This window comes from Pseudomonas sp. dw_358, from assembly GCF_018449655.1.
Classification (GTDB): Bacteria; Pseudomonadota; Gammaproteobacteria; order Pseudomonadales; family Pseudomonadaceae; genus Aquipseudomonas.
The window spans coordinates 1-25,133 of record NZ_JAAVUX010000029.1; the positions used below are offsets into that span (position 1 = coordinate 1).

Genomic DNA, 25,133 nt, shown 5'->3' on the forward strand with positions numbered 1-25,133 from the left:
GAGCGGCAGCGGAGCATGCCGTTGATTACAGCGCCTGCGCCTCACTGGGCCGCTGCCCCAACACCCACGTCAACCCCAACCCCACCAACGCCAGCACCGACGCCAGCAAAAAGATCCACCCATACCCGAGATGCAACGCCACGGCCCCCATCATCGGCCCCGCAATCGCCAGGGCCAGGTCGAAAAACACCGCATAAGCGCCCAGTCCGGCGCCTCGGCTGGCCGAAGGCACACGGCTGATCGCAAGCACCCCCAGCGCCGGGTACACCAGCGACAGCCCGAACCCCGCCAGCCCCGCACCGATCAGCGCCGCCGTGGTCGACGGCGCGAGCCACAGCAACACCAGCCCGACGGTCTCCATGGCCATGCAACTGATAGCTACCGCAAAACCGCCAAAGCGGTTGATCGCATTGATGAACACCAACCGCGAGACAATGAAACACAGCCCGAAACTGGTCAGGCACCAGGCCGCGCCGCTCCAGCCGCGGTCCAGGTAGTACAGGGTGATGAACGTGGTCAAGGTGCCGTAGCCAATGGACGCCAGGGTCAGGCTGACCCCGAACGGCGCCACCCGGCCGAAGGCGGCCCAGAAAGGCAACCGTTCGCCCCGCACCACCGGGGCGGCGACTTTGTCGCGGATCAGCCATAGCGCCAGCAGAGCGAGCAGCGTCAACACGATGCCCAGGGTATCGAAGCCACCGGCCCCCACCATCAGCACTCCCAGCGGTGCGCCCAAGGCAATGGCGCCGTAGGAAGCGATGCCATTCCACGAGATGACCCGCGCGGTCTGCTCGGCACCGACCATGCCGATGCCCCAACTGATCGTGCTGACCCCGATCAGCCCTTGGGACGCACCCAGCACCAGCCGGGCGATGATCAGCAGGGTCAGGCTGGTGGACGGGAGGCTTTGCAGCAGGGTCGAAATCAAGGTCAGCACGCCACTGACAGCGATGCCTGCCAGGCCCAGCACCACGGCTTTCTTTGCGCCGATGCTGTCGGCGGCCTTGCCGGCGCCGGGGCGGCTGAGCAGGGTGGCCAGGTACTGGGAGGCGATGGTCACCCCGGCCACCATCGGCCCGAAGCCCAGCTGGTCATGGACGTAGCCCGGCAGCACGGCGATGGGCAGGCCGATGCAGAAAAAGGCGATGAAGGTGTAGAGAACAATCGAGACGATTTGCGCAGTGACGTTGGGTGCAGGGGCTTGGGTCATGGGCCATCCGTCTCTTGTAGTTGTATGACAACCATCCTAGCGCAATCCGCGCAAACTTTGCCTCTCCCTTCCAGTCAGTTATAAAACCCTTCCCCTATCGGACTACCAGACCTGCCCATGAAGCCCACCCCCAGCCAAGGCTACGTCCGTGTTCGCGGCGCCCGTGAACACAATCTGAAGAACATCGATGTGGACATCCCCCGGGATGCGCTGGTGGTGTTCACCGGGGTGTCCGGTTCGGGCAAGTCGTCGCTGGCGTTCGGCACCCTGTACGCCGAGGCCCAGCGCCGCTACCTGGAGTCGGTGGCGCCCTATGCCCGGCGGTTGATGGACCAGGTGGGCGTGCCCGCAGTGGACAGCATTGAAGGTCTGCCGCCGGCCGTGGCCCTGCAACAGCAACGTGGCACGCCCAGCACGCGCTCTTCAGTGGGCAGCGTGACCATGCTCGGCAGCCCGGTGCGCATGTTGTATTCGCGGGTCGGTGACTACCCGCCGGGGCAGCCGTTGCTGTATGCCGAAGACTTTTCTGCCAATACCCCGCAAGGGGCGTGTGTGCAGTGCCATGGTCTGGGCCGGGTGTTCGAGGTCACGGAAAAGACCATGGTGCCGGACGATTCGTTGACCATTCGCGAACGCGCCGTGGCCTCCTGGCCGCTGGCCTGGCAGGGTCAGAACCAGCGCGACATCCTCGTGACGTTGGGCTTCGATGTGGACACACCCTGGCGCGACCTGCCGCAAAAGGATCGCGACTGGATTCTGTTCACTGAAGAAACCCCCACCGTGCCGGTGTACGCCGGCCTGACCCCGGCGCAGACCCGCGAAGCGCTCAAGCGCAAGCTGGAGCCCAGCTATCAGGGCACCTTCAGCGGCGCCCGGCGCTATGTGCTGCACACTTTCGCCCACTCCCAGAGCGCACTGATGAAAAAGCGCGTCAGCCAGTACATGATCGGTGCCGACTGCCCGCTGTGCGAGGGCAAGCGCCTCAAACGCGAGGCCTTGAGCGTGACCTTTGCGGGGCTGGACATCGGCGAGCTGTCGCAACGCCCGCTGCGCCAGGTGGCCGAGCTGTTGAAGCCGATTGCCGAAGGCCGGGGCGATCCGTCCCTGAGTGAAGAAAAGCGTCGCGCCGGTCAGCAGCTGGCGGCCGAGTTGCTGGTGCGCATCACCGTCCTCACCGATCTGGGCCTGGGTTACCTGGCCCTGGAGCGCAGCACGCCGACGCTGTCGTCCGGCGAGTTGCAGCGCCTGCGCCTGGCCACCCAGCTCAACTCCCAGTTGTTCGGCGTGATCTATGTGCTTGACGAGCCATCGGCCGGTTTGCATCCGGCCGACGGTGAGGCGCTGTTCGATGCCTTGGCCAGGCTCAAGGCCGCCGGCAACTCGCTCTTTGTGGTGGAGCACGATCTGGAAACCATGCGCCGCGCCGACTGGCTGGTAGACGTGGGCCCGGCCGCCGGCGCCCACGGCGGTCAGGTCTTGTACAGCGGTCCGCCAGCGGGTTTGCGCGAGATCGAAGCATCCCAGACCCGCCGCCACCTGTTCGCCGACAGCACGCCGCCCCCGCCCCGGCGTCGCCCCATCAAGGACTGGCTGAAGCTGGCCAACGTCAGCCGCAATAACCTCGACAACCTCGACGTGGCCTTCCCGCTGCATGCGTTCACGGCGGTGACGGGCATCTCCGGTTCGGGCAAGTCCAGCCTGGTCAGCCAAGTTTTGCTGGAGCTGGTGGGTGAGCACTTGGGCCAGGCGCGCGCCGCTGACGAAGGGCAGGAGGACATGCTCGCCGCACAACGCCCCGCGACCCGCTCGGGGCGCATCACCCACGGCATGGACGTTGTCCAGCGGCTGGTGCAGGTGGATCAGAAACCCATTGGCCGCACCCCGCGCTCGAACCTGGCCACCTACACCGGACTGTTCGACGCCGTGCGCAAGCTGTTTGCCGCCACCGAAGCGGCGCGAGACCGGGGTTTCGATGCGGGGCAGTTTTCCTTCAACGTCGCCAAGGGCCGTTGCCCGAGCTGCGAAGGCGAGGGGTTTGTCAGCGTCGAGTTGCTGTTCATGCCCAGCGTCTACGCGCCGTGCCAGACCTGCCACGGCGCGCGTTACAACCCCCGGACCCTGGAGGTGCTGTGGCAGGACCGCACCATCGCCCAAGTGCTGGACCTGACCGTGGAACAGGCCTGCACCGTGTTTGCCGAGACACCGGCGGTACTGCGGGCACTGGTGGTGCTGCGGGACATCGGCCTCGGCTACCTGCGCCTTGGCCAGCCGGCCACCGAGCTCTCCGGCGGCGAGGCGCAACGGATCAAACTGGCCACCGAGCTGCAACGCAGCCAGCGCGGCGCCACCCTGTACGTGCTGGACGAACCCACCACCGGCCTGCACCCCAGCGATGTCGACCGGTTGCTGGTGCAGCTGGATACCCTGGTGCAGGCCGGTAACACGGTGATCGTGGTCGAGCACGATATGCGCGTGGTGGCCCAGTGTGACTGGGTCATCGACATCGGTCCGGGGGCGGGCGACGAGGGCGGCCAGGTGGTCGGTGCCGGGCAGCCCGAGGCGGTCGCGCGCCTGGCCAGCAGCCGCACGGCACCCTACCTGCGGGCAGTGCTGGAGGGGCCGGGCCAGCCCCTCTGAACTTCTCGGGTGCGCGCTCAGTCAGTCTCTATAGACCCCTTCAGAGACGCTTGCGCACATGCACATTTCACTGGACAAGCAAGTAGCGCTGGTCACCGGGGCCAGCTCGGGGCTGGGCGCGGCGGCAGCCAAGGGCCTCGCCGAAGCCGGTGCCGCCGTCGTCATCAACTACAACCGCCACGGCGAACCGGCGGAAAAACTGGCCGAGGACATCCGCCAGGCCGGTGGCAAAGCCATTGCCGTGGGCGCCGACGTGTCCCGGGAAGCCGATGTCGAACGGCTGTTTGCCAAGGTCATCGACACCTTTGGCGCGCTGGATATTCTGCTGGCCAATTCCGGCCTGCAAAAAGATGCGGCCACGGTCGATATGACCTTGGCCGACTGGAACGCAGTGCTGGAAGTCAACCTTACCGGGCAGTTTCTCTGCGTGCGCGCGGCCCTGCGCCAGTTCATCCAGCAAGGGCCTCGCCCCTGGGTATCCCGGGCCACGGGCAAGATCATCCACATGAGCTCGGTGCACCAGTTGATTCCGTGGGCTGGGCACGCCAACTACGCCGCCTCCAAGGGCGGGGTCGACCTGCTGATGCGCAGCGTCGCCCAGGAAGTGGGCGAACAGCACATCCGGGTCAACTCCATTGCCCCCGGAGCGATCCGCACGGCGATCAACGCGGCCAACACCCAAGGCGACGCCGAGCGCAAATTGCTTGAGTTGATTCCCTATGGTCGCATCGGCGAGGCCGAAGACGTCGCCAATGCAGTGGTGTGGCTGGCCAGCGATGCGTCCGACTACGTCCACGGCACCACCTTGTTCATTGATGGCGGTATGAGCCTGTACCCGGAGTTCAGAAATAATGGCTGAGCCGCATACCGATTCGTTCGAGCATGAAGCCCAAAGCCCCATCGAGGCCCACGGGATCATCGGCGACATGCGCAGCGCCGCGCTGATCGCCGATACCGGCAGCGTGGATTTCTTCTGCTGGCCGGACTTCGACAGCCCTTCGCTGTTCAGTGCCTTGCTGGACACCCCCCAGGCCGGGATCTTTCAACTGGCGCCGCAACTCTCCGATGCGCGCCGCCTGCAGGTCTACCTGCCGGACACCAACATCCTGCTGACCCGCTGGATCAGCGAGAGCGCCGTAGTCGAAGTCACGGATCTGATGCCCATCGGTGTCGAGGTCGATGATCTGCCCCGGCTGGTGCGGCGCATCGTGATGGTCAACGGCAGCGCCGACATCGACATGCGCTGCCGGGTGCGCCACGACTACCACCGCGCCGTCACCCGCGCGGGGCTGGACGGCGATGACGTCTGGTTCGAAGCCGATGATCAGCCGACGCTGCGCCTTGCCTCGAACCAGCCCCTACAGGTCAAGGACGCCACTGCCCATGCCTGCTTTCGCCTGGAAGAAGGCCAGAGCGCCGAGTTCATCCTCGGTGGCAGCGAAGACCCGCTGGTACGCGCTGGCCAGGGTGATCAGTGCCTGCAGGACACCATTGCTTTCTGGCGGCGCTGGGTAGGCCAATCCAATTACCGCGGGCGCTGGCGCGAAGAGGTGACCCGCTCCTCTCTGGCGCTCAAGTTGCTGACCTCGCGCAAGCACGGCGGCGTCGTGGCCGCAGCCACTTACGGCCTGCCGGAAACCCGTGGCGGCGAACGCAACTGGGACTACCGCTACACCTGGATTCGCGACGGCTCGTTCACGGTCTACGCCTTCATGCGCCTGGGTTACACCACCGAGGCCAATGAATTCGTGCGCTGGGTGCGCGGCCGGGTAGGTGATTGCTGCGAGGAAAAGGCCCAGTTGGGCATCGTCTACAGCCTGGATGGCCGTGAAGAATTGCCCGAGTTCAACCTCGATCATTTCCGCGGCTTTGCCGACTCCAAGCCGGTGCGCATCGGCAACGGCGCGTACAAACAGCACCAACTCGACATTTACGGCGAGCTGATGGATGCGGTCTACCTGGCCAACAAGTACGGTGAGGCGATTTCCCATGAAGGCTGGCAGCACGTCACCACGCTGGTGGACCGGGTGTGTGAGCACTGGCAGGAAAAGGACGTGGGCATCTGGGAGATTCGTGGCGAAGGCCGGCATTTCCTGCACTCGCGGCTAATGTGCTGGGTCGCATTGGACCGCGCCCTGCGCCTGGCCAACAAGCGCTCGCTGCCGGCACCGTTCGCCCGTTGGGACGCGCAGCGGCAGGCGATTCACGACGATATCTGGGAACATTTCTGGGACAAGGAGGCCGGGCATTTCGTCCAGAGCCTGGGCAGCCAGGAAGTGGACGGCGCCATGTTGCTGATGCCGTTGGTACGCTTTGTTGGCGCCAGCGACCCGCGCTGGCTGGCCACCCTGGCCACCATCGAGCGCGAGCTGGTGCGCGACGGCATGGTCTATCGCTACCGTAACGATGGGGTCAACAGCGATGGCCTGGAAGGCGAGGAGGGGGCCTTTACCGCCTGTTCTTTCTGGTACATCGAATGCCTGGCCCGGGCCGGGCGTATCGAGCAGGCGCATCTGGAATTCACCCAGTTGCTGCGCTATGCCAGCCCGTTGGGGTTATACGCCGAGGAGTTCGACCGCCATGGTCGGCATCTGGGCAACACACCACAGGCGTTGAGCCACCTGGCGTTGATCAGTGCGGCGAGTTTTCTCGATCGCAAGCTCAGCGGCAAGGCGACGCAGTGGCAGCCATGAATGGGCTCTGCCTGATTGGCCGCGTCGCCTGCATCTCGGGCAAGCCCTGCTCCCAGAAGGGTGAACCTGACAATCACGGAATGACTGGGTGGGAGCAAGGCGTGTCCACGATGGAGTCACCCCGAAACGCCGTCTGACCAAGCTTGCTTGTGCCGCAATAACGCCACCCGGCGTTTATCCAGGCTGGCCTGACGCTTGGCCAGCTCCGCGGACAACAGCGCCAGGCGCTCCTCGCCACAGGCGATTGCCGCCTCCCTGGAAGCAAACAACTCGCTCAGTTCGTAATTACGGCCCGACTGCGTCCGCTCGCGGGTACTGGTGCCATAACCCGGCGCTACCAGTTCGATTTCCAGGGGCTGGAAGTTGCGTGTCAGCAGCCAGGCAGTATACGGATAGGTTCTGTCGCTCATGGGCGTGTTCCGGTCTGTCCAAGATCGCTATATAGTCAACGATATAGCGAATGGGGGTGGAGCGGCAACCCGGTGCCGATCCCCGGTACGCTGCTGGAGTTCAAGGTGGCGCTGACGGCCACGCCCTTTACCTTGTGGGGGATGACGCTGGCGATCTTCCTGGCCTTCCTGTCGGGTGGGCAGCATCGGCTGGTTCACGCCGTGGACGGCGTGCTGCTGTGAGCCGTGGACCTATCACGAAATGTTTAGAACCTTGTGAGGACTTCCGGATTGCGCCATCGATAGCCTGTCAGCACCTCACAAATCCGATGTTTCAGAACAAGGCCCACCGATCATGCTGCTACTCATCCTTGCCTACCTGGGGGGCGTGCTGACCATCGTCAGCCCGTGCATCCTGCCTGTGTTGCCCTTTGTTTTCGCGCGTACCGGCCAGCCGTTCGTACGCAGCGGCCTGCCGTTGCTCGCGGGCATGGCCATCACCTTCGCCCTGGTGGCCTCGCTGGCTGCGGTGGGCGGGGCCTGGGTGGTGCAGCTCAACCAATACGGCCGCTGGCTGGCGCTGGTGTTCGTGGCGCTGTTCGGCCTGACCCTGTTGTTCCCGCGCCTGGCCGACCGCCTGACCCGGCCACTGGTGGCGATGGGCAGTCGCCTGTCCGAGGCCGCCGGCAATGACAGCCGTCCGCGTCCTGGCGCCTCGTTCCTGATCGGCGTCGCCACAGGCCTGCTGTGGGCGCCGTGCGCCGGGCCGATCCTGGGGCTGGTGCTGACCGGCGCCGCGCTGCAAGGCGCAAGCATCGGGAGTACCTTGCTGTTGCTGGCCTACGCGGCCGGTGCTGCCACCTCACTGGCGGTGGCGCTGTTGCTGGGGGGCAAGGTGTTCGCCGCCATGAAGCGTTCGATTGGCGCGGGAGAATGGGTGCGCCGGGTACTGGGCGCGGCGATGTTACTGGGCGTGTTGGCCATCGCTTCCGGGTTGGACACGGGGATTCTGGCACAGGTTTCCACTGCCTCCACCGGTGGCCTGGAGCAGAATCTGGTAGACCGGGTCATTGGCGCCAAGGCCGCCAGCGCGGCCCCTGCCGACACCAGCAAGCTGCCCATCGAAGGCGAGTTGCCCAGCCTTGCCGGTGCAGTGCAGTGGCTCAACTCGCCGCCCCTGAGCGCCGAAGCCCTGCGCGGCAAAGTGGTGCTGGTGGATTTTTGGACCTACTCCTGCATCAATTGCCTGCGCACCTTGCCTTACGTCACCGCCTGGGCGCAAAAATACCGCGATAAGGGCCTGGTGGTGATCGGCGTGCATTCCCCCGAATTTGCTTTCGAGCAGAACGTGGACAATGTCACCGCCGCCATGAAGAAGCTCGGGGTGACCTACCCGGTGGCCATCGACAACGATTTCAAGATCTGGCGTGCCTTTGATAACCAGTACTGGCCGGCCCACTATTTCGCCGATGCCCAGGGGCATATCCGTTATCACCATTTCGGCGAAGGCGGCTATGCCGAGTCGGAAAAAGTGATCCAGCAGTTGCTGCGCGAAGCCGGGCACAAAGATGTCCCCACCCGCCTGGTGGACGCCAATGCCAGTGGCGTGCAGGCTGGCATGGATGCCGGTGACATGCAGTCACCGGAAACCTATGTGGGCTATCAGCGCGCAGAGAACTTCGCCTCCAGCCCTGAACTCAGCGCCGACAAAACAGCCGACTACCAGTTGCCGGCCCAACCTTCACTCAACCAATGGGGCCTGCAGGGGCAGTGGCTGGTCGGTGGCGAGCAGGCGACCTTGAAGGCGGCCGGGGGCAAGATCACCTACCGTTTCCACGCCCGCGACCTGCATCTGGTGCTGGGCCCGGGCGAAGACGGCAAGCCGGTGCGCTTTCGCGTGACCATCGATGGCCAGGCACCGGGCGCAGCCCACGGCACCGACGTCGCCCCCGATGGCAGTGGCACGGTCAGCGAGCAGCGCCTGTACCAGCTGATTCGCCAGCAGGGCAGTGTGAGTGATCACACCTTCACCATCGAGTTTCTCGATCCGGGTGTGCGGGCTTACGCGTTTACTTTCGGCTGATCACCGATCCATGGCTATTTATCTTTGACTTCGACGCGGCGTTGGAGACGGCGACGCGTTTGATTATTGGCGGCCTGGCGGGCGAGCCCATCGCACACACCTGACGGAACTATTTGTTCGCGCAAGCCCCCTAAGTCATCAGTACCGGCACCATTGAACGCTAGCGCCCGACCTCATCCGGGCCGCGCGCCGGACACCGAAACCATTAGGGGAACACCATGAAAACCGAACAAGTGGAAGGCATTGCAGAAAAAGTCGCCGGCAAGGCGCAGGGCGCGCTGGGCAAACTGGTCGGTGATCCGGCGGTAGAAGCCGAAGGCGCGGGCCATGAAGCGGCCGGTCAGCTGAAAGAAACCTACGGTGACGCACTGGATGGGGTAACCAGCTTCGTCAAGGAAAACCCGATTGCCGCCCTGGCCATCGGCGCCGGTATCGGCATCCTGATCAGCCGCCTGCTGCGCCGCTGAGTCTGGCGCTGAAATGACAAAACCCCGCCAAGTGCGGGGTTTTGTCATTTCAAGACGGGCTCAGGGTTTGACCACCTGAGACACCTGGGACAGCATCAGCTCCCGGTGTTCGCCTTGGGCATCGGTAAACGAGTAGCCACCATTGGTCAGTTCTGGCGCGCCCTGGGTGTTGTAGGCCTTGCCGTCGACCGTGTGGATGACGTAGTTGCTGGAGCAACCGCTGGCAGCGAACAGGCAGAGCGCGACCAGCAGGGCACCTGCGCCTTGACGCTTGAAGCGGGTAAAAGACGTGTGCATCGATCCAGACGCGTTGGCCTCATCCATGGACTGGCGGTCGTTTGCCAGTGAGTTGTAATTATTCATGAGGACTCCGGGTGTTTGACGCCTTGAGAAGACTGCGCAGGATGCGATCTCGGGCGGGGTCCAGAATATCAAAGGAAAATAAAAAATCACTGGCCCCATGCCATCACCCGACAGGTGGCGGTTGCGAAGGATTGGATCCTGGTCTAGCGAATTGGATCCCCCTGGCAGGTGACTTACGGGTCATGTTTTTCTGCTCGGAAGATCACAGCAGATCGAGCAAGATCCCCACAAGTCTATCCAGCTCGATCGGCTTGCCGACGTGCTCGTTCATCCCGGCCGAGAAACATTCTCGCCTGTCGTTCTCGGTCACGTTGGCCGTCATCGCGACGATCGGTAGCCGCGCGAACCGAGGCTGGGCGCGAATGCGTCGCGTTGCCTCGAAACCGTCTATATCGGGCATCTGCACGTCCATGAGCACGGCATCATAGGGCACGCTGGAAGCCATCACCGCATGGACGCCTTCGACGCCGCCACCGGCCACTTCCACCTCTGCACCCTCCGAGCGGAGCATGGCCGACGCCACCAACTGGTTGACCTTATTGTCTTCCACCAACAACAGGCGCCGGCCCAGCAGGCGGCGGGTGATGGGCGCGGCGGGGACGCGAGTGTCCTGCAGGGCCATGGTCAGGCCCCGCGCGGCGTCGGTCAGGGTGCGGGACAACTGGCTGACCGTGGCCGGCTTGTTGAGCATCCCCACATACGGCAGCTCGGCGCTCTGGCGCTCTTGGGCCAGCATCTCCTGGCCGTAGGCGCTGATCATCACCACCGGCGGCGAAGGTTGCAGATCGCTGCGCTGTTTGAGCTGGGTCGCCGCGCTTAGCCCGTCGGTGTCTGGCATGCGCCAGTCCATCAGCACGACGTCGAACGGTGGCCCTGGGTTCAGGCTGTGGCTGACCGCGGCGAAAGCCTCGTCGGCGGTACTGGCGTGTTCAGCGTTCCAGCCCAGCCCCTGCAAGGTGCGCAGCAGAATTTCGGCGCTGACGGCGTTGTCGTCCACCACCAGCACGTTCAGGCGCTTGGGCGTGGCTATCAGCTGCTGGGCCAGCAGCTCGGGAGGCTGGTCGCTGACCCCCAGGGTGATGTCGAACCAGAACCGGCTGCCCACGTGCAGCTCGCTCTGCACGTTGAGTTCGCCGCCCATCATGCGGGTCAGGCGGCGGCAGATCAGCAAGCCCAGCCCGGTGCCGCCGAAGCGCCGTGTGATGGAGATTTCAGCCTGGACGAAGCCCTCGAAAATCCGCCGCAGCTGTTCGGCGTTCATGCCGATTCCGCTGTCGACCACGGCGAAACGCAGGGTGATGTCAGTTGCGCTACGCCGCAGCTGGGTGATGCTCAGGATCACTTGACCGACACTGGTGAACTTCAAGGCATTGCCCGACAGGTTGATCAGCACCTGCTGCAGGCGCAGGCGATCGCCGATCACCACCGCCGGCAGTTGCGGATCGACATCGAAGATCACTTCCACCGCGCTGTTGGTCTGGTTGCCCGCCATCACCACGGCCAGGTCCTGCAAAAGCACGTCGATCTCGAAGGGCAGGGCTTCGATGTGCAGCTTGCCGGCCTCGATCTTGGAGTAGTCGAGGATGTCGTTGAGTAACCCCAGCAGCAGCCGCGCGGCGGTCTGCGCCTTGGTGATGAAGTCATGCTGGCCCAGGCTCAGATTGGTCTGCAAGACCAGGTGCAGCATGCCCAGCACCGCGTTCATGGGGGTGCGGATTTCATGGCTCATGTTGGCCAGGAATACCGACTTGGCACGGTTGGCGGAGTCGGCTTCTTCCTTGGCCAGCTTCAGGCTCAGCTCCAGCTGGCGCTGGGCGGTCACGTCGATGGCAATGCCGAGAAAGCCGGTCAAGGTCCCCGATGGCTCGCGGATCGCCGTCACCACCAGTTGCACCGAAACCCGCTCGCCGTTCTTGCGCACCATGGTGCACTGATAGTGTTGCGCCTGGCCGGGCTCCATCGAGCTCTGGATGAAACCCTGCACGCCCGCGAGCGGGCGGTGGAAGCGTTCGGAGATGGAGGCGTTGATGGCGGCCAACTCCTCTGGCTCATGCCACAACTGCGGGGTGTGGATGCCGATGACCTCCGCCGCCCGGTAGCCGAACATCTGCTCGGCGCCGGTGTTGAACACCTGGGTCAGACCGTTGACGTCGGTGGCAACGATGGCCACGTCGGTGGCCGCCCCCAGAATGCTTTCGAACAGGTGGTTGAGCTGGGTGAGTTCCTGGGTGCGCTGCATGACCTGGGCTTCGAGATTCTGGTTGAGCTCGATGATTCGGGCCTCGGCGGCTTTCTGTTCGGAGATGTCGCGCACAGTCTTGGACACGCCGATGACGCCGCCCTCGGGCGCATGGATCGGCGACAACGTTACCGACACATCCAGATGCTGGCCGTCATTGCGCCGGCGAACCCGGTGCAAGCCACTGACCACTTCGCCGCGAGCCACCCGCTCCAGGCTGTGCTGCTGTTCCAGAAGGTCGCTCTCGGGGGTGATCAAGTCACAGAGCGGGCGTCCCATCGCTTCGGCGCTGGTGTAGCCAAACAGCCGCATGGCGCCCAGGTTCCAACTGACCACGATGCCGCGCAGGTCCATGCTGATGATGGCATCGGCCGAGCTTTCGACGATGGCGGCCAAGCGCGCCTGTTGAGCGATCACCTGCTGTTGGCGGCGCCGGCTGACCTTGAGCAACTGCACCAGCACCGCCAGCAACAGGCTCGACAGCACGCCGAGGCCGAACACCCAGCCGATGGACGTCTGCCGCACGCTGCCGGCGAAGTGCGGCCCTGCCGTGAACCGCATGCGCCAGACACGGCCGAACACCAGCCGTTCGATCTCGTAGCGGGAGGCCTTGGGGTCGGTGGGCTGAGCGCCGGGGCCGGCATAGAACAGCATCGGCTGATCGCGTTCGGTGATGTCGGCAAACTCCAGGTAGACCCGCTGCGGATCGACTTGCAGACCGTGCAGCACATCACTCATGACCAGCGGCACGAAGGTCCACCCCACCGACGTGGCGATGCGTGCCTGGGGTGTCGGCGGGACGTCGGTGCTTTGATAGAGGGGCCGCAGCATAAGGAACGACTGCGCGAACTTGACGCTGTCCTGGACCAGGGTAATGGGGGCAGTCAGTTGTGCCTCGCCGAGAATCGTCGAGTCGAGGGCGGCCTTGCGTCGGTGGACTTCCGAGCCCAGGTCCAGGCCCAGCGCCTGGCTGTTCAGGGCTTGGGGCTCGACATACTGGACTACCAGCAGATCACCGTGATGGGCACCAAAGCTGTGCACGGTATAGTCCGGCTGATGGTCGGCGCGGGCCCGGGCGGTAAACACCTCGATGTCCTGCTCGCGGATTCTGCGCACCACGCCGAAGCCCCGGGCGCCGGGAAACTCGGTGCCGAGGTCACGGGCGGCAACGTAGTCATGGAATTGCTGGCGAGTGATCACCTCCACCCCGGCGGCGTGCACAGCGCCGGCAGCGCCGCGCAAGCCATATTGATAGACGTTGACCCGCGCCAGCGCCGCATCGGCCACACGGTTGGCTTCCTGGGCGAAGGCACTGGTGACCGCTTGCTGGTTGTCGCGCCAGGTCTGCACCGTACCCACTGTGCTGACCAGGACACCGGCGGCCAAGGTCAACAAAGCCCAGGGCGCATGAAGGCGCAAATGGGTGAGGGCAGCGGTGACTTTGATCAAAATAGGGCTGGCCGCAAAGGGGGGCGAATGGGCGGAGTATAGGTGATGCCGACGTGCGCAGAGGCGTGGTCAATTGACCGGGTGCCCATCTGGGACAGGCTGATGCTCATTGGCCCGCTCTGGTGACGGTCACAACCACGTGCCTCCTCGATGTAGCGGGCATCGCAGCCGGACGCCATTGCGCGGGGCCGCGAGGGATGTCACACACGCCCCTCCATATTTCCTGCACAATTTCCGCCTACCTTGCCGATAACGTGGACAGGAACCTTTTTCCCGTCGCCGACCTCCCATGCCACTCGCTGATACAGAAGTGCTCAATGAACCCTGAGAAAACACCGATGCCTGCCGCCCGTTCACGCTCGCGTCTGGTCTGGACGCTGCTTGCTCTCGTCGCCATCGCCTTGGCGATTTTCTATGGCGTGCATCTGCTGCGTGGTTCGCAGCCCGCTGGCGATGACGCCGCTGCCCCCGGCGGGCGGCGTGGCGGAATGGGCATGGGGCGCGGTCCCAATGACCCCTCCGCCGTGATCACGGTGGCCGTGGGCAAGGCCGGGCTGGCGGACGTGCCGGTGAGCCAGCAGGCTCTGGGCACGGTGATTCCCAACTATTCGGTGACGGTCACCAGCCGCGTTGACGGCGAGTTGATGGCGGTGTACTTCACCGAAGGTCAGTACGTGAAGAAGGGCCAGCTGCTGGCGCAGATCGACCCCCGGGCCTATCAGGCCACCCTGGACCAGTACCAAGGGGAACTGGCCGAGAACCAGGCGCTGCTCAAAAGCGCGCAACTGACGGTGGAACGCTACAAGCGTCTGTTTGCCAAGGACTCGCTGGCCAAACAGGACCTCGACACCCAGGTTGCCACGGTGGGCCAGTACGCCGGCGCGGTGAAAGCCGATCAGGCGCAGATCGATGCGGCGAAGCTGAACCTCACCTACGCGAAGATCGTCTCGCCCATCGATGGCTTCACCGGCCTGCGCCTGGTGGACCCTGGCAACATCGTGCAGTCCAGCAGCACCACCGGGATCGTCACGGTGACCCAGACCAACCCCATTGCCGTGACCTTCAGCATTCCCCAGGGGCAGATCGTCAACGTCTTGCCCAAGCTGCGCAACGGCGTGGCCCTGCCGGTGCTGGCCATGGATCAGCTGGGCACCCACACCCTGGCCAGCGGCACCCTGAAGTTCATCAGCAACGAAATCGACACCACCACCGGCAGCATCAAGCTCAAGGCGCTATTCGACAACCCGGATGAAAAGCTCTATCCCAACCAGTTCGTCAACGTCAGCCTGCAAACCGACACCTTGCACAACGCCGTGGTCATTCCCTCGGCCGCCGTGCAGCTGAGCAGCGATGGGCACTTCGTCTACGTGGTCAAGGGCGACACCGTGGAGCGGCGCAGCATCGAGACCGGCCCGGTGCTGGGCGACCAGACCGTGGTCAGCAAGGGCGTGGCCAACGATGAACAGGTGGTGACCCGCGGCATCGACCACCTGCGCGACGGTGCCAAGGTCAGCCTGGAAAGCGACAAGCCCAAGGCCGCAGACGCCAGCGCGACGAAAACAACCGGCAAGCATGCCGCTGGTGCCGCCCAGCCATGAACCCGTCTCGCCTGTTTATCCAGCGTCCGGTCGCCACCGTTCTGCTGATGATGGCGGTGCTGATGTCTGGCATCTTTGCCTACAAGTTGCTCTCCACCTCGGCGCTGCCCGAAGTGGACTATCCGACCATCCAGGTGACCACGCTGTACCCGGGGGCGAGCTCCAACGTGCTGGCCTCGGCGGTCACTGCGCCGCTGGAACGCCAGCTGGGGCAGATGCCTGGCCTGTCGCAGATGTACTCCACCAGCTCGGCGGGTGCCTCGGTCATCACCCTGAAGTTTTCCCTGGACCTGTCCCTGGACGTGGCCGAGCAGGAAGTGCAGGCGGCGATCAATGCCGCCACCAGCCTGATCCCCAGCGACCTGCCCAACCCGCCTACCTACAAAAAGGTCAACCCGGCCGATACCGCAGTGCTGACCCTGGCGGCCACCTCCGACAGCCTGCCGCTGACCCAGGTGCAGGACCTGGTCAACACCCGCGTGGCGCTCAAGCTCTCGCAGATTTCCGGCGTCGGCCTGGTCAGCCTGGCCGGCGGCCAGCAACCGGCGGTGAAGATCGAGGTCAACCCCACCAGCCTCGCGGCCCACGGCCTGACCCTGGAAGACGTCTATACCAAGGTCAACGCCGCCAACGTCAACGGCTCCAAAGGCGGCTTCGACGGCCCGGCCCACTCCATCACCATCGACGCCAACGACCAGTTGCGCGACGCTGTCGAATACGGCGATCTGGTGCTGGCCTACGAAAACGGCAATACCCTGCGCCTCAAGGACGTCGCCACCACCGCCGAAGCGCCCCAGGACCAGTACCTGTCCGCCACCGCCAACGGCGCCCCGGCCATTGTCATCAACGTTCAGCGTCAGCCCGGCGCCAACGTGATCCAGGTGGTCGACGCGATCAAGAAACAGCTGCCGACCTTGCAGGCAGCCATGCCGGAATCGGTGCACCTGACCGTGCTCAACGACCGCACTCAGACCATTCGCGCCTCGATCAAGGACGTGCAGATCGAGCTGTGCCTGTCCATCGGCCTGGTGGTGCTGGTGACCTTCCTGTTCCTGGGCAACATCACCGCCACCCTGATTCCCAGCGTGGCGGTGCCGCTGTCGCTGGTGGGCACCTTCGGGGTGATGTACCTGGCCGGCTTCAGCCTCAACAACCTGACGCTGATGGCGTTGACCATTGCCACCGGCTTTGTCATCGACGACGCCATCGTCGTCGTGGAGAACATCTCGCGGCATCTGGAGGAGGGCGAAGAACCCATGGTCGCGGCCCTCAAGGGCTCCCAGGAAATCGGCTTCACCATCATCTCGCTGACGGTGTCGCTGATCGCCGTGCTGATCCCGTTGCTGTTCATGGGCGATGTGGTCGGCCGGCTGTTTCGCGAGTTTGCCATCACCCTGGCGGTGGCCATTCTGGTGTCCATGGTGATTTCCCTGACCTTGACCCCGATGCTCTGCGCGCACCTGCTGCGCCATACCCCCGAAGGCCAGCAAGGGCGCTTTGCCGCCTGGGGCGACCGGCAATACCAGCGCGTACTCGGCGCCTATGACCGGGGCCTGCTGTGGGTGCTGGACCATCAGCGCCTGACCCTGCTGGTGGCCGTGGGCACCGTGGCCCTGACCGCGTTCCTGTACCTGATTGTGCCCAAGGGCTTCTTTCCGTCTCAGGACACCGGACTGATCCAGGGCTTCACCCGCGCCTCCCAGGACGTATCCTTCAGTGAAATGGCCCGGCGTCAGCAAGCGATGGTCGAAGTGGTGCGTCAGGACCCGGCCGTGGCATCGGTGTCCTCGACCCTCGGGGTGGACGGCACCAACGGTTCTCTGAACAACGGCCGCTTGCAGATCGAACTCAAGCCGTTTGAGGAACGCACCGACAACGCCGCGCAGATCATCACCCGCATGGAGAAGGCGGCCGCCTCGGTGTCCGGCATTACCCTCAACCTGGTGTCGTCCCAGGACCTGAGCGTGGACGACCAACTGACCCCCAGCCAGTACCAGTTCACCCTGGACGATTCCGACAGCGCCAACCTCTCGGCACTGATGCCGCGCTTGATGGCGAAGCTGCAGCAGCGTCCCGAGATGCGCGATGTGATCGACAACCTGCAAGACCAGGGCCTGGTGGCCTACGTCGAACTGGACCGTGCCGCCGCCATGCGCTACGGCATCAGCGCCTCGGACGTCGACACGGCGCTGTACAATGCCTTCGGTCAGCGCCTGATCTCGACCATCTTTACCCAGTCCAACCAGTACCGCGTGGTGCTGCAGGTGCCAGGCAAGTTTCAGGAGTCGCTGGCGGCTTTCGGCAACATCTACCTGGCGGCGTCGACTTCCAGCAACGGCTCCAATACCAGCACCAGCACGGCCGCCGGCGCCCCGACCTCGACCTCGGCTTCTTCCTCAAGCACCAGCAGCACCCTGACCAGCGGCACCACCACTGCCACGCAGATGGTGCGCCTGACCGACATCGCCAAGGTCAGCCAGCGCACCGGCGCCCTGATGCTCAGCCGCCTGGACCAGTTTCCGGCCGTGACCCTGTCGTTCAACCTGGCCGAGGGTTACTCACTGGAGCAGGCGCAACAGGCGATCAGCGAGGTCATGGCCGAGGTCAAGGCGCCGTCCACCGTGACCCTGCGTTATCAGGGCGCGGCGGCAGCTTTCCAGAGCGCCACTGGCAACACGGTGTGGCTGATCCTCGCTGCCCTGGTGGTGATGTACATCGTGCTGGGCATGCTCTATGAGAGTTTCATTCACCCAATCACCATCCTCTCGACCTTGCCGTCGGCGGGCATCGGCGCCTTGCTGGCGCTGTTGCTGTGCGGCACGGAGTTCAGCCTGATCGCCTTGATCGGGGTGATTCTGTTGATCGGCATCGTCAAGAAGAACGCGATCATGATGATCGACTTTGCTCTGGAAGGCCGCCAGCATCTGCACCTTGGCGCGCGGGAGGCCATTCACCGGGCCTGCCTGCTGCGCCTGCGGCCGATTCTGATGACTACCCTGGCGGCCTTGTTCGGCGCCTTGCCGCTGATGCTGGCCACGGGGGCGGGTGCGGAGTTGCGCCGGCCGCTGGGACTGGTGATCGTCGGCGGCCTGTTGCTGAGCCAGCTGCTGACGCTGTTCACCACGCCCGTGATCTATTTGATGTTCGATCGCTTGAGTGATCGTGCCCGTGCCCGCTTCGGCAGAGATCGCCGCACCGATGCGAGCAGCCCGCGATGAACCTCTCGCGGATCTTCATCCGGCGCCCCATCGCCACCTTGCTGCTGAGCCTGAGCATCACCCTGGCCGGGGTGCTCGGCTTTGCCTTGCTGCCGGTGGCGCCGCTGCCTCAGGTGGATTTCCCGACCATCATCGTCAGCGCCAGCCTGCCCGGCGCCAACCCGGAAACCATGGCCGCCACCGTGGCCACGCCCTTGGAGCGAGCGCTGGGGCAGATCGCCGGAATCAGCGAGATGACCTCCAGCAGCGCCCAGAGCTCAACCACCCTGGTGCTGCAATTTGGTCTGGACCGCGACATCAACGGCGCCGCCCGCGACGTGCAGGCGGCGATCAATGCCGCGCGCAGCCTGTTGCCCAGCTCCATGCCTTCTCTACCCACCTACCGCAAGGCCAACCCGGCCGATGCACCGATCATCATGCTCGCGCTCACTTCCGCCACCCGCGGCCGTGGCGAGCTGTACGACCTGGCCTACAGCAAGTTGCAGCAGAAGATTGCCCAGGTGAACGGCGTCGGTGAAGTCTCGGTGCGTGGCGGCTCGCTGCCGGCCGTGCGCATCGACCTGCAACCGAACATGCTCGCCCAGGCCGGCATCTCCCTGGACACTGTGCGCACGGCCATCAACAAGGCCACCGCCGCCAAGCCCAAGGGTATTTTGCAGGGCGATGGCCAGCACTGGCTGATCGACGGCAACGACCAGATCGACAAGGCCGACGACTATCGCAAACTGATTGTCAGCTACCAGAACGGCGCGGCGGTGCGCCTGGGCGATGTCGCCAATGTCTACGACGCCGTTGAAGACACCTTCGTCGGCGGCTTCTACAACGGCCAGCCGTCAGTGACGCTGGGCGTGACCCGCCAGGCCGGTGCCAACATGCTCGCCACCATCGACAGCATCAAGGCACTGCTGCCGCAGTTGCAGGCCATGGTGCCGGGGGATGTGCAACTGGTGCGGGTGATCGACCGCTCCTCGACCATCCGCTCGTCCCTGCACGACACCGAAGAAACCTTGCTGGTGGCCACCTTGCTGGTGATCGCCGTGGTCTTCGTGTTCCTGCGCAACGTGCGCGCCACCATCATTCCCGCCGTGGTGTTGCCGGTGTCGCTGATCGGCACCTGTGCGGTGATGTACCTGGTGGGCTATAGCCTGGACAACCTGTCGCTGATGGCGCTGATCATCTGCACCGGCTTTGTGGTGGACGACGCGATTGTCGTGCTGGAAAACATCGCCCGCTATCAGGAGCAGGGCATGCGCCCGTTGCGGGCGGCGCTGATGGGCACCCGGGAAGTGGGCTTCACTGTGCTGTCCATGACCGTGTCGCTGATTGCCGTGTTCATTCCCATCCTGCTGATGGGCGACATCGTCGGGCGGCTGTTTCGCGAATTCGCCATCACCCTGAGCGTGGCGCTGGTGCTGTCCATGGTGGTGTCCTTGAGCCTGACCCCCGTGCTCTGCGTGCTGTTGCTGCGCCAACCGGATCATCAGGCCCCAGTACCACGGGCCTATCAATGGATCGAGCGGGGCCTGGCGCGCTTGCAAGGCGCCTACCTGACCGCCCTGGCCTGGGTGCTGCGCCATCGCGTGCTGACCATGCTCAGCCTGCTGATCACGGTGATGTTCAACGTGCACCTGTACGCCACGGTGCAGAAGGGCTTCTTCCCCGCCCAGGACACCGGCCTGATCATGGGTGCGGTGCGGGCCGACCAGGCCATCTCTTATCAGGCGCTCAAGCCGCACCTGCTGCGCATCGCCCGCAGCATCGCCAAGGACCCGGACGTCGAAGCGGTGATGTCGTCTACCGGCGGTGGCGGCTTCGGCTCGCGCAACAGCGGCATGTTCTTCGTTCGCCTGAAGGACTACCAGCTGCGTACCAGCAGCGCCCAGGTCATTGCCAACCGCCTGATGCGCGCCAACGGTGGCACCGCCGGCCTGCAGGTGTTCATGCAACCGGCCGAGGACATTCGCGTGGGCGGCCGCTCGGCCAACGCCACCTATCAGTTCAGCCTGCGGGCCGATGACCTGACCTTGCTGCGTACCTGGACACCCAAGGTCGAGGCCGCCCTCAAGACCTTGCCCGAACTCACCGGCCTGGACTCTGACTCGCAGACCGGTGGCCAGGAAATCAAGCTGCACATCGACCGCGCCGCCGCCAGCCGCCTCGGGGTCAGCGTCAGCGACATCGACAACCTGCTCAATAACGCCTTCAGCCAACGCCAGGTGGCCACGCTGTACAAGACCCTCAACCAGTATCACGTGGTCATGGGCCTGGACCCGTCCTACACCCAGGACCCGAGCATGCTGTCGAAAATCTACGTGGTCACCAGCAGCGGCGCCCAAGTGCCGCTGGCAGCCTTCGCCACCTTCGCCCCGGACAATGCGCCGCTGTCGGTGGCCCATGAAGGCCAATCGGCCACCAGCACCCTGGCCTTCAACCTCGCCGACGGCGTGTCCCTGGAGCAGGCCACAGCCGCGGTCAACGCGGCCATCGACAAGCTGGGTATGCCCCGCGATGTGCAGACCGGTTTTGCCGGCACCGCCAAGGCCTTCCAGGCGCTGGCGGCGAGTATGCCGTGGCTGATCCTCGCGGCCCTGCTGGCGGTGTACATCGTGCTGGGGGTGCTGTACGAAAGTTACATCCACCCGCTGACCATCCTCTCCACCTTGCCCTCGGCGGGGGTCGGCGCCTTGCTGCTGCTGGAGATCACTAACATGCAGCTGACGGTGATCGCCTTGATCGGCATCCTGCTACTGATCGGCATCGTCAAGAAGAATGCCATCATGATGATCGACTTCGCCCTGATCGCCGAACGCCAGCGTGGCCTGTCCCCGGAGCAGGCGATCATGGAAGCCTGCCGCATGCGCTTTCGGCCAATCATGATGACCACCCTGGCCGCCTTCTTCGGCGCCTTGCCGCTGGCCCTGGGCAGTGGCGGCGATGCCGACCTGCGCAAGCCACTGGGCATCGCCATCGCTGGGGGCCTGGCCCTGAGCCAGTTGCTGACCCTGTTCACTACCCCGGTGGTGTACCTCTACCTCGACCGCCTGAGCCGCGCCACCCGGCACCTGTGGCATACACGTATTCGCCGTTCGCACGCTGCCGGCTGACTGACAAGGGTTACTTGATGAACGCATTCGTACCTTCTCGACTCTGCGCCGCGCTGGTCCTGGCCACGCTGGCCTTGAGCGGCTGCATGGTCGGCCCGGACTACCAGCGGCCCAGCGCGCCTGTTTCCACTCAGTTCAAGGAAGCGGCCGGGTGGAAGGCCGCCAGCCCTCGGGACGAGCTGCCCAAGGGGCCATGGTGGGCGCTCTACCAGGATCCGCAACTGGATGCGCTGGTGGCGCAGGTGCAGTTGAATAACCAGAACGTGGCGCAATACGCGGCCCTGTACCGTCAGGCCCTCGGGCTGGTGAACCAGTCCCGTGCCGGCCTGTTTCCGACCCTGACCGCCACCGGCGACAGTACCCGTAGCGGCACCGGCGGCGGTTCGTCACGCACCAGCGTCAATACCGGCACCGACACCACGACGAGCACCAGCAGCAGCTCCAGTGGCAGCATCAGCAAGACCGACTCGGCCACCCTCAATCTGAGCTGGGAAGCCGACATCTGGGGCAAGCTGCGCCGCACTGTGGCCGAGGACCGTGCCAGTGCTCAGGCCAGCGCGGCGGACCTGGCCAACGCCACCCTGAGCGCCCAGTCGTCGCTGGCACAGGATTATTTCCAGCTGCGCATTCTCGACCAGCGCATTGCGCTGTACCAGGAAACCATCGAGGGCTACCAGCGCTACCTGCAGATCATCCAGAACAAATACGACGAGCAGATCTCCTCGCGGGCGGACCTGGCCACCGGCAAGACCCAGCTGCAGAGTGCCCAGGCCTCCATGCTGGACCTGCAATGGCAGCGCGCGCAGTACGAGCACGCGGTTGCGCTGCTGATGGGCAAGGCGCCGGCTGACTTCAGTCTGGCGGCAGACAAGCACTGGCAGTACCACGTGCCGACCGTGCCCCTGGGGATCCCCAGTCGGCTGCTGGAACGCCGTCCCGACATTGCTTCGGCCGAGCGTGCCATGGCGGCGGCCAACGAGGCGGTGGGGGTGGCCACGGCCGCCTACTACCCGGACCTGACCCTGACGGCCAGCGGCGGCTTTCAGAACAGCGGCTTCGGCAACCTGTTCACCGTGCCCAACCGGTTCTGGTCCATCGGCCCGAGCCTGAGTGGCACCTTGCTGGACTTCGGCGCGACCCGTGCAGCGGTCGATCAGGCCCGCGCCGCCTACGATGCCAAGGTCGCCGTCTACCGGCAGACCGTGCTCACCGGGCTGGGCGAGGTCGAGGACTATCTGGTGGAGCTGCGCACCCTGGAGCCGGAGCTGGTGGCCCGGCGTCTGTCGGCGCAATCGGCGGAAGATTCGGCATCGGTGAGCCGCGATCAGTACGAGGCCGGGGTGATCGACTACCTGGACGTGGCCACCACCCAGGCCACCAGCCTCAGCGAGCGGCAGACCTTGCTCAGTCTGGTGGGCACCCAACTGGTCACCAGTGTGCAGTTGCAGGCCGCACTGGGCGGGTCGTGGCAAGGCGAGGCCAAGGCACCGTAAACACCGCATTCAAGGTTCGGGATCGGGGAAAAAAGCTTTCAGCCCGTCGGTGCTCCGTAAGCCTCTCGAGGCTTCTATTCTGCCGGTTCGCGCTGTTAACGCTGGCCCCCTTCACGCCTTCGCTGCTAGCGGCGCAGGCAGGAGCATCCCATGCCCTCGAAAATCGCCCCCGACGCTTCGCCGATCACCTCCCTGGACCTGGATTTCGTGGCCAAGCGCTACAGTATCGGGGTCCCCTTGGTAGACCTGCCGCTAGAGCGGCTGGCCACCTTCAGCCGCCCCAGTGTCGCCGGCTACTGGCGGGCCTGGAATTACGCCACTGCGGCGGCAAATCAGCCACGGATCGAAGACAGCGGATTGATTCTGGAGGGGGCCCGCAGCAACCTGTTGCGCCCGCTGGAAATGCCCCAGGCCTGGCTGTACCCACCGCGAGGCACTGTCAACGGTGCGCCGGGCATGAACAGTGGGCAGATGACCGGCTTCGTCTCGGCGCGCGATAACCAGGTCGCCCAGCAGAACCTCGACATCCCCCGCGATCGCAGCGTCTATTCGCTGTCGCTCTGGGTGAAGGCGAAGGAGGCGGGGAAGGGCCGGGTGTACCTGCCGGAAACCGGGGTCTACCCCCATCCCAGCAACGGCCATGACGAAGCCTGGTACGACTTTGCCAGCGACCGGCTGGGTGGCGATATGGTCGGGCATTGGCAGGCCGAGCGGATCTATGGCTGGACCCGACTGAGCGTCGTTCATGCCAATGCCCACCAAGCGGGTGTCCATGTCCTGAAGATGCGCAACGACCCCCAGGCCGAGATCATCTACGGCGGGATCCAGCTGGAGAAGGGTGCGCGTCCCACCTCGATGATCCCGCAGAGCTGGGGCATCGCCGAACGCGCCCCCGAGCGGCTGCATATCCCGCCCGGCGCCTGGAATGCGGTGCCCGGCGCGCTGCGGGTAGACGCCGATAAAGGCGTCGTTGCCGAGCTGCGGGCCGACGGCCTGCACATCAGCGGGACCGGCACCCTGCGGCGGATCGAGTACGTGCAACACCTGGTGCTGGATGAGCCCTTTCAGCTGATGGCCATGAACATTGCCGGGGCGGAGTTCGGTCAAAGCATGCCGGGAGTCCACGGCACCCATTACTTCTGGCCCAATGTTCCCGAGTTCGATCTGTTCAAAGGCTTTGGCGTGACCCATGTACGGTTGCCATTCAAGTGGGAGCGTATACAGCACGAGATGCAGGGCGAGTTGCATGAGCCGGAGATGCAGCGCTTGTTCAACGCATTGAATGCCGCCCAAGGCGCAGGCATGAAGGTGCTGTTGGACATGCACAATTACTATGTGCGCAAGATCGATGGCGTGGACTACGACATCGGCACGGGGCGGGTCCCGATAGACGCCTGGGTCGATGGCTGGGAACGACTGGTCCAGCGGGTCAAGGGCCATCCGGCGGTGTGGGCCTATGGCTTGATGAACGAACCCATGGGCACCAGTGGCCGTTGGGCTGAAGGGGCGCAGCGCTGCGTCGATGTGCTGCGCCGGATCGACCCGGATACACCGATTGCCATTGCCGGCGACCAGTTCTCCAGTGCGCTGTTCTGGCACGAGGCCAACGCCGGGCACCTGCCGTTGCGCGGCGACAACCTGATCTATGAAGCGCATCTGTATCTGGACGGCGATGCCAGCGGCCGCTACACCAACCGCCACGAGGCCATCGCTGCCGACACCGGAATCCGCCGGGCGCAGCCTTTCGTCAACTGGCTGAAAACCTGGGGCCTCAAAGGCTTCATCGGGGAATGCGGTGTGCCCGCCGACATGCCGGCCGCCATGGTAGCCATGGAGCGTCTGCTGGAGTACGCCACGGCCAATCGGGTGCCGGTGTTCTACTGGGCCGGCGGCTCCCATTGGCCCGCCGGCCATGAAACGGCTTGCCAGTACCAGTACCAGTTGCGGGAGCAGGTGGATGTCATGGCCCGGCATCGGCTTCGCGTGGTGGCGATGGGGCCGTTTGGGGAGACGTTGGATGAGTGAATCAGCCGATCAGCTGCAGTGATACGGGCGGCCTTTTTACGAAGAGGCCGTCGTTCAGCCCACAAGGGTGCGCAATGCACACCTTCGACGCACTCCGCGGGGCCTTTCTACCCAAGGTTTAAGCCCGACCCGCGAAACACTCTCCCATACGATTGGCTATCCCGC

The 25,133-nt window shown here is 64.7% G+C and carries 15 protein-coding genes; 11 read left to right on the forward strand and 4 right to left on the reverse strand.

The window, feature by feature from the left end:
* Positions 1 to 25: 25 nt before the first annotated feature.
* Positions 26 to 1,210, reverse strand: a complete 1,185-nt coding sequence (locus HB675_RS25215; protein ID WP_213881886.1) for an MFS transporter — start codon at positions 1,208 to 1,210, stop codon at positions 26 to 28.
* A 117-nt stretch (positions 1,211 to 1,327) separates the two neighbouring features.
* Between HB675_RS25215 and HB675_RS25220 the strand changes: the two genes are divergently transcribed.
* From HB675_RS25220 to HB675_RS25230, 3 genes are read left to right on the forward strand one after another with little or no spacing between them, the layout of a single operon-like run.
* Complete coding sequence (locus HB675_RS25220; protein WP_213881887.1) at positions 1,328 to 3,847, forward strand: excinuclease ABC subunit UvrA; 2,520 nt, start codon at positions 1,328 to 1,330, stop codon at positions 3,845 to 3,847.
* 58 nt (positions 3,848 to 3,905) lie between these two features.
* On the forward strand, positions 3,906 to 4,706 hold the full coding sequence (locus HB675_RS25225) for a glucose 1-dehydrogenase (protein ID WP_213881888.1): 801 nt from the start codon (positions 3,906 to 3,908) through the stop codon (positions 4,704 to 4,706).
* On the forward strand, positions 4,699 to 6,540 hold the full coding sequence (locus HB675_RS25230) for a glycoside hydrolase family 15 protein (protein ID WP_213881889.1): 1,842 nt from the start codon (positions 4,699 to 4,701) through the stop codon (positions 6,538 to 6,540). Before HB675_RS25225 ends, HB675_RS25230 begins: the two co-directional genes overlap by 8 nt.
* A gap of 116 nt (positions 6,541 to 6,656) precedes the next feature.
* On the opposite strand, the gene HB675_RS25235 is transcribed toward HB675_RS25230, so the two are convergent.
* Positions 6,657 to 6,950, reverse strand: a complete 294-nt coding sequence (locus tag HB675_RS25235; RefSeq protein WP_213881890.1) for a hypothetical protein — start codon at positions 6,948 to 6,950, stop codon at positions 6,657 to 6,659.
* A 72-nt stretch (positions 6,951 to 7,022) separates the two neighbouring features.
* Here HB675_RS25235 and HB675_RS25240 point away from each other — a divergent pair, with 72 nt between their 5' ends.
* From HB675_RS25240 to HB675_RS25250, 3 genes are all read left to right on the forward strand, one after another.
* Positions 7,023 to 7,172: a hypothetical protein gene (locus tag HB675_RS25240; RefSeq protein ID WP_213881919.1), complete on the forward strand. Its 150-nt coding sequence runs from the start codon at positions 7,023 to 7,025 to the stop codon at positions 7,170 to 7,172.
* A gap of 112 nt (positions 7,173 to 7,284) precedes the next feature.
* Complete coding sequence (locus HB675_RS25245) at positions 7,285 to 9,012, forward strand: cytochrome c biogenesis protein DipZ (RefSeq protein ID WP_213881891.1); 1,728 nt, start codon at positions 7,285 to 7,287, stop codon at positions 9,010 to 9,012.
* Between the two features lie 218 nt (positions 9,013 to 9,230).
* A complete protein-coding gene (locus HB675_RS25250) occupies positions 9,231 to 9,479 on the forward strand; it encodes a CsbD family protein (protein ID WP_213881892.1) in 249 nt (82 codons plus the stop codon).
* Positions 9,480 to 9,539: 60 nt separating this feature from the next.
* Here the strand turns inward: HB675_RS25250 and HB675_RS25255 are convergent, their stop codons facing one another.
* Both HB675_RS25255 and HB675_RS25260 read right to left on the reverse strand, forming a co-directional pair.
* On the reverse strand, positions 9,540 to 9,842 hold the full coding sequence (locus HB675_RS25255; protein ID WP_213881893.1) for a YgdI/YgdR family lipoprotein: 303 nt from the start codon (positions 9,840 to 9,842) through the stop codon (positions 9,540 to 9,542).
* A 202-nt stretch (positions 9,843 to 10,044) separates the two neighbouring features.
* On the reverse strand, positions 10,045 to 13,530 hold the full coding sequence (locus tag HB675_RS25260) for a PAS domain S-box protein (protein WP_213881894.1): 3,486 nt from the start codon (positions 13,528 to 13,530) through the stop codon (positions 10,045 to 10,047).
* A gap of 317 nt (positions 13,531 to 13,847) precedes the next feature.
* Here HB675_RS25260 and HB675_RS25265 point away from each other — a divergent pair, with 317 nt between their 5' ends.
* From HB675_RS25265 to HB675_RS25285, 5 genes are all read left to right on the forward strand, one after another.
* The gene (locus HB675_RS25265; RefSeq protein ID WP_256737674.1) at positions 13,848 to 15,128 is read left to right on the forward strand and encodes an efflux RND transporter periplasmic adaptor subunit; all 1,281 of its coding nucleotides are present in this window, start codon (positions 13,848 to 13,850) and stop codon (positions 15,126 to 15,128) included.
* Positions 15,125 to 18,346: an efflux RND transporter permease subunit gene (locus tag HB675_RS25270; RefSeq protein ID WP_213881895.1), complete on the forward strand. Its 3,222-nt coding sequence runs from the start codon at positions 15,125 to 15,127 to the stop codon at positions 18,344 to 18,346. The genes HB675_RS25265 and HB675_RS25270 overlap by 4 nt, the downstream gene beginning before the upstream one ends.
* Positions 18,343 to 21,450 carry an efflux RND transporter permease subunit gene (locus tag HB675_RS25275; protein WP_213881896.1) on the forward strand — a complete coding sequence of 1,036 codons (3,108 nt, stop codon included), beginning with the start codon at positions 18,343 to 18,345 and terminating at the stop codon, positions 21,448 to 21,450. Before HB675_RS25270 ends, HB675_RS25275 begins: the two co-directional genes overlap by 4 nt.
* A gap of 17 nt (positions 21,451 to 21,467) precedes the next feature.
* A complete protein-coding gene (locus HB675_RS25280) occupies positions 21,468 to 22,943 on the forward strand; it encodes an efflux transporter outer membrane subunit (RefSeq protein ID WP_213881897.1) in 1,476 nt (491 codons plus the stop codon).
* Positions 22,944 to 23,093: 150 nt separating this feature from the next.
* On the forward strand, positions 23,094 to 24,968 hold the full coding sequence (locus HB675_RS25285) for a glycoside hydrolase family 5 protein (protein ID WP_213881898.1): 1,875 nt from the start codon (positions 23,094 to 23,096) through the stop codon (positions 24,966 to 24,968).
* The last annotated feature ends 165 nt before the right edge of the window (positions 24,969 to 25,133 follow it).

Excerpts from the sequence above, each read along its gene's own strand:
- HB675_RS25275 (WP_213881896.1), top strand. The coding sequence starts at position 18,343 with ATGAACCTCTCGCGGATCTTCATCCGGCGCCCCATCGCCACCTTGCTG.
- HB675_RS25270 (WP_213881895.1), top strand. The coding sequence starts at position 15,125 with ATGAACCCGTCTCGCCTGTTTATCCAGCGTCCGGTCGCCACCGTTCTG.
- HB675_RS25255 (WP_213881893.1), bottom strand. The coding sequence starts at position 9,842 with ATGAATAATTACAACTCACTGGCAAACGACCGCCAGTCCATGGATGAG.
- HB675_RS25235 (WP_213881890.1), bottom strand. The coding sequence starts at position 6,950 with ATGAGCGACAGAACCTATCCGTATACTGCCTGGCTGCTGACACGCAAC.
- HB675_RS25265 (WP_256737674.1), top strand. The coding sequence starts at position 13,848 with ATGAACCCTGAGAAAACACCGATGCCTGCCGCCCGTTCACGCTCGCGT.
- HB675_RS25215 (WP_213881886.1), bottom strand. The coding sequence starts at position 1,210 with ATGACCCAAGCCCCTGCACCCAACGTCACTGCGCAAATCGTCTCGATT.
- HB675_RS25285 (WP_213881898.1), top strand. The coding sequence starts at position 23,094 with ATGCCCTCGAAAATCGCCCCCGACGCTTCGCCGATCACCTCCCTGGAC.
- HB675_RS25230 (WP_213881889.1), top strand. The coding sequence starts at position 4,699 with ATGGCTGAGCCGCATACCGATTCGTTCGAGCATGAAGCCCAAAGCCCC.
- HB675_RS25280 (WP_213881897.1), top strand. The coding sequence starts at position 21,468 with ATGAACGCATTCGTACCTTCTCGACTCTGCGCCGCGCTGGTCCTGGCC.
- HB675_RS25245 (WP_213881891.1), top strand. The coding sequence starts at position 7,285 with ATGCTGCTACTCATCCTTGCCTACCTGGGGGGCGTGCTGACCATCGTC.
- HB675_RS25225 (WP_213881888.1), top strand. The coding sequence starts at position 3,906 with ATGCACATTTCACTGGACAAGCAAGTAGCGCTGGTCACCGGGGCCAGC.
- HB675_RS25250 (WP_213881892.1), top strand. The coding sequence starts at position 9,231 with ATGAAAACCGAACAAGTGGAAGGCATTGCAGAAAAAGTCGCCGGCAAG.
- HB675_RS25220 (WP_213881887.1), top strand. The coding sequence starts at position 1,328 with ATGAAGCCCACCCCCAGCCAAGGCTACGTCCGTGTTCGCGGCGCCCGT.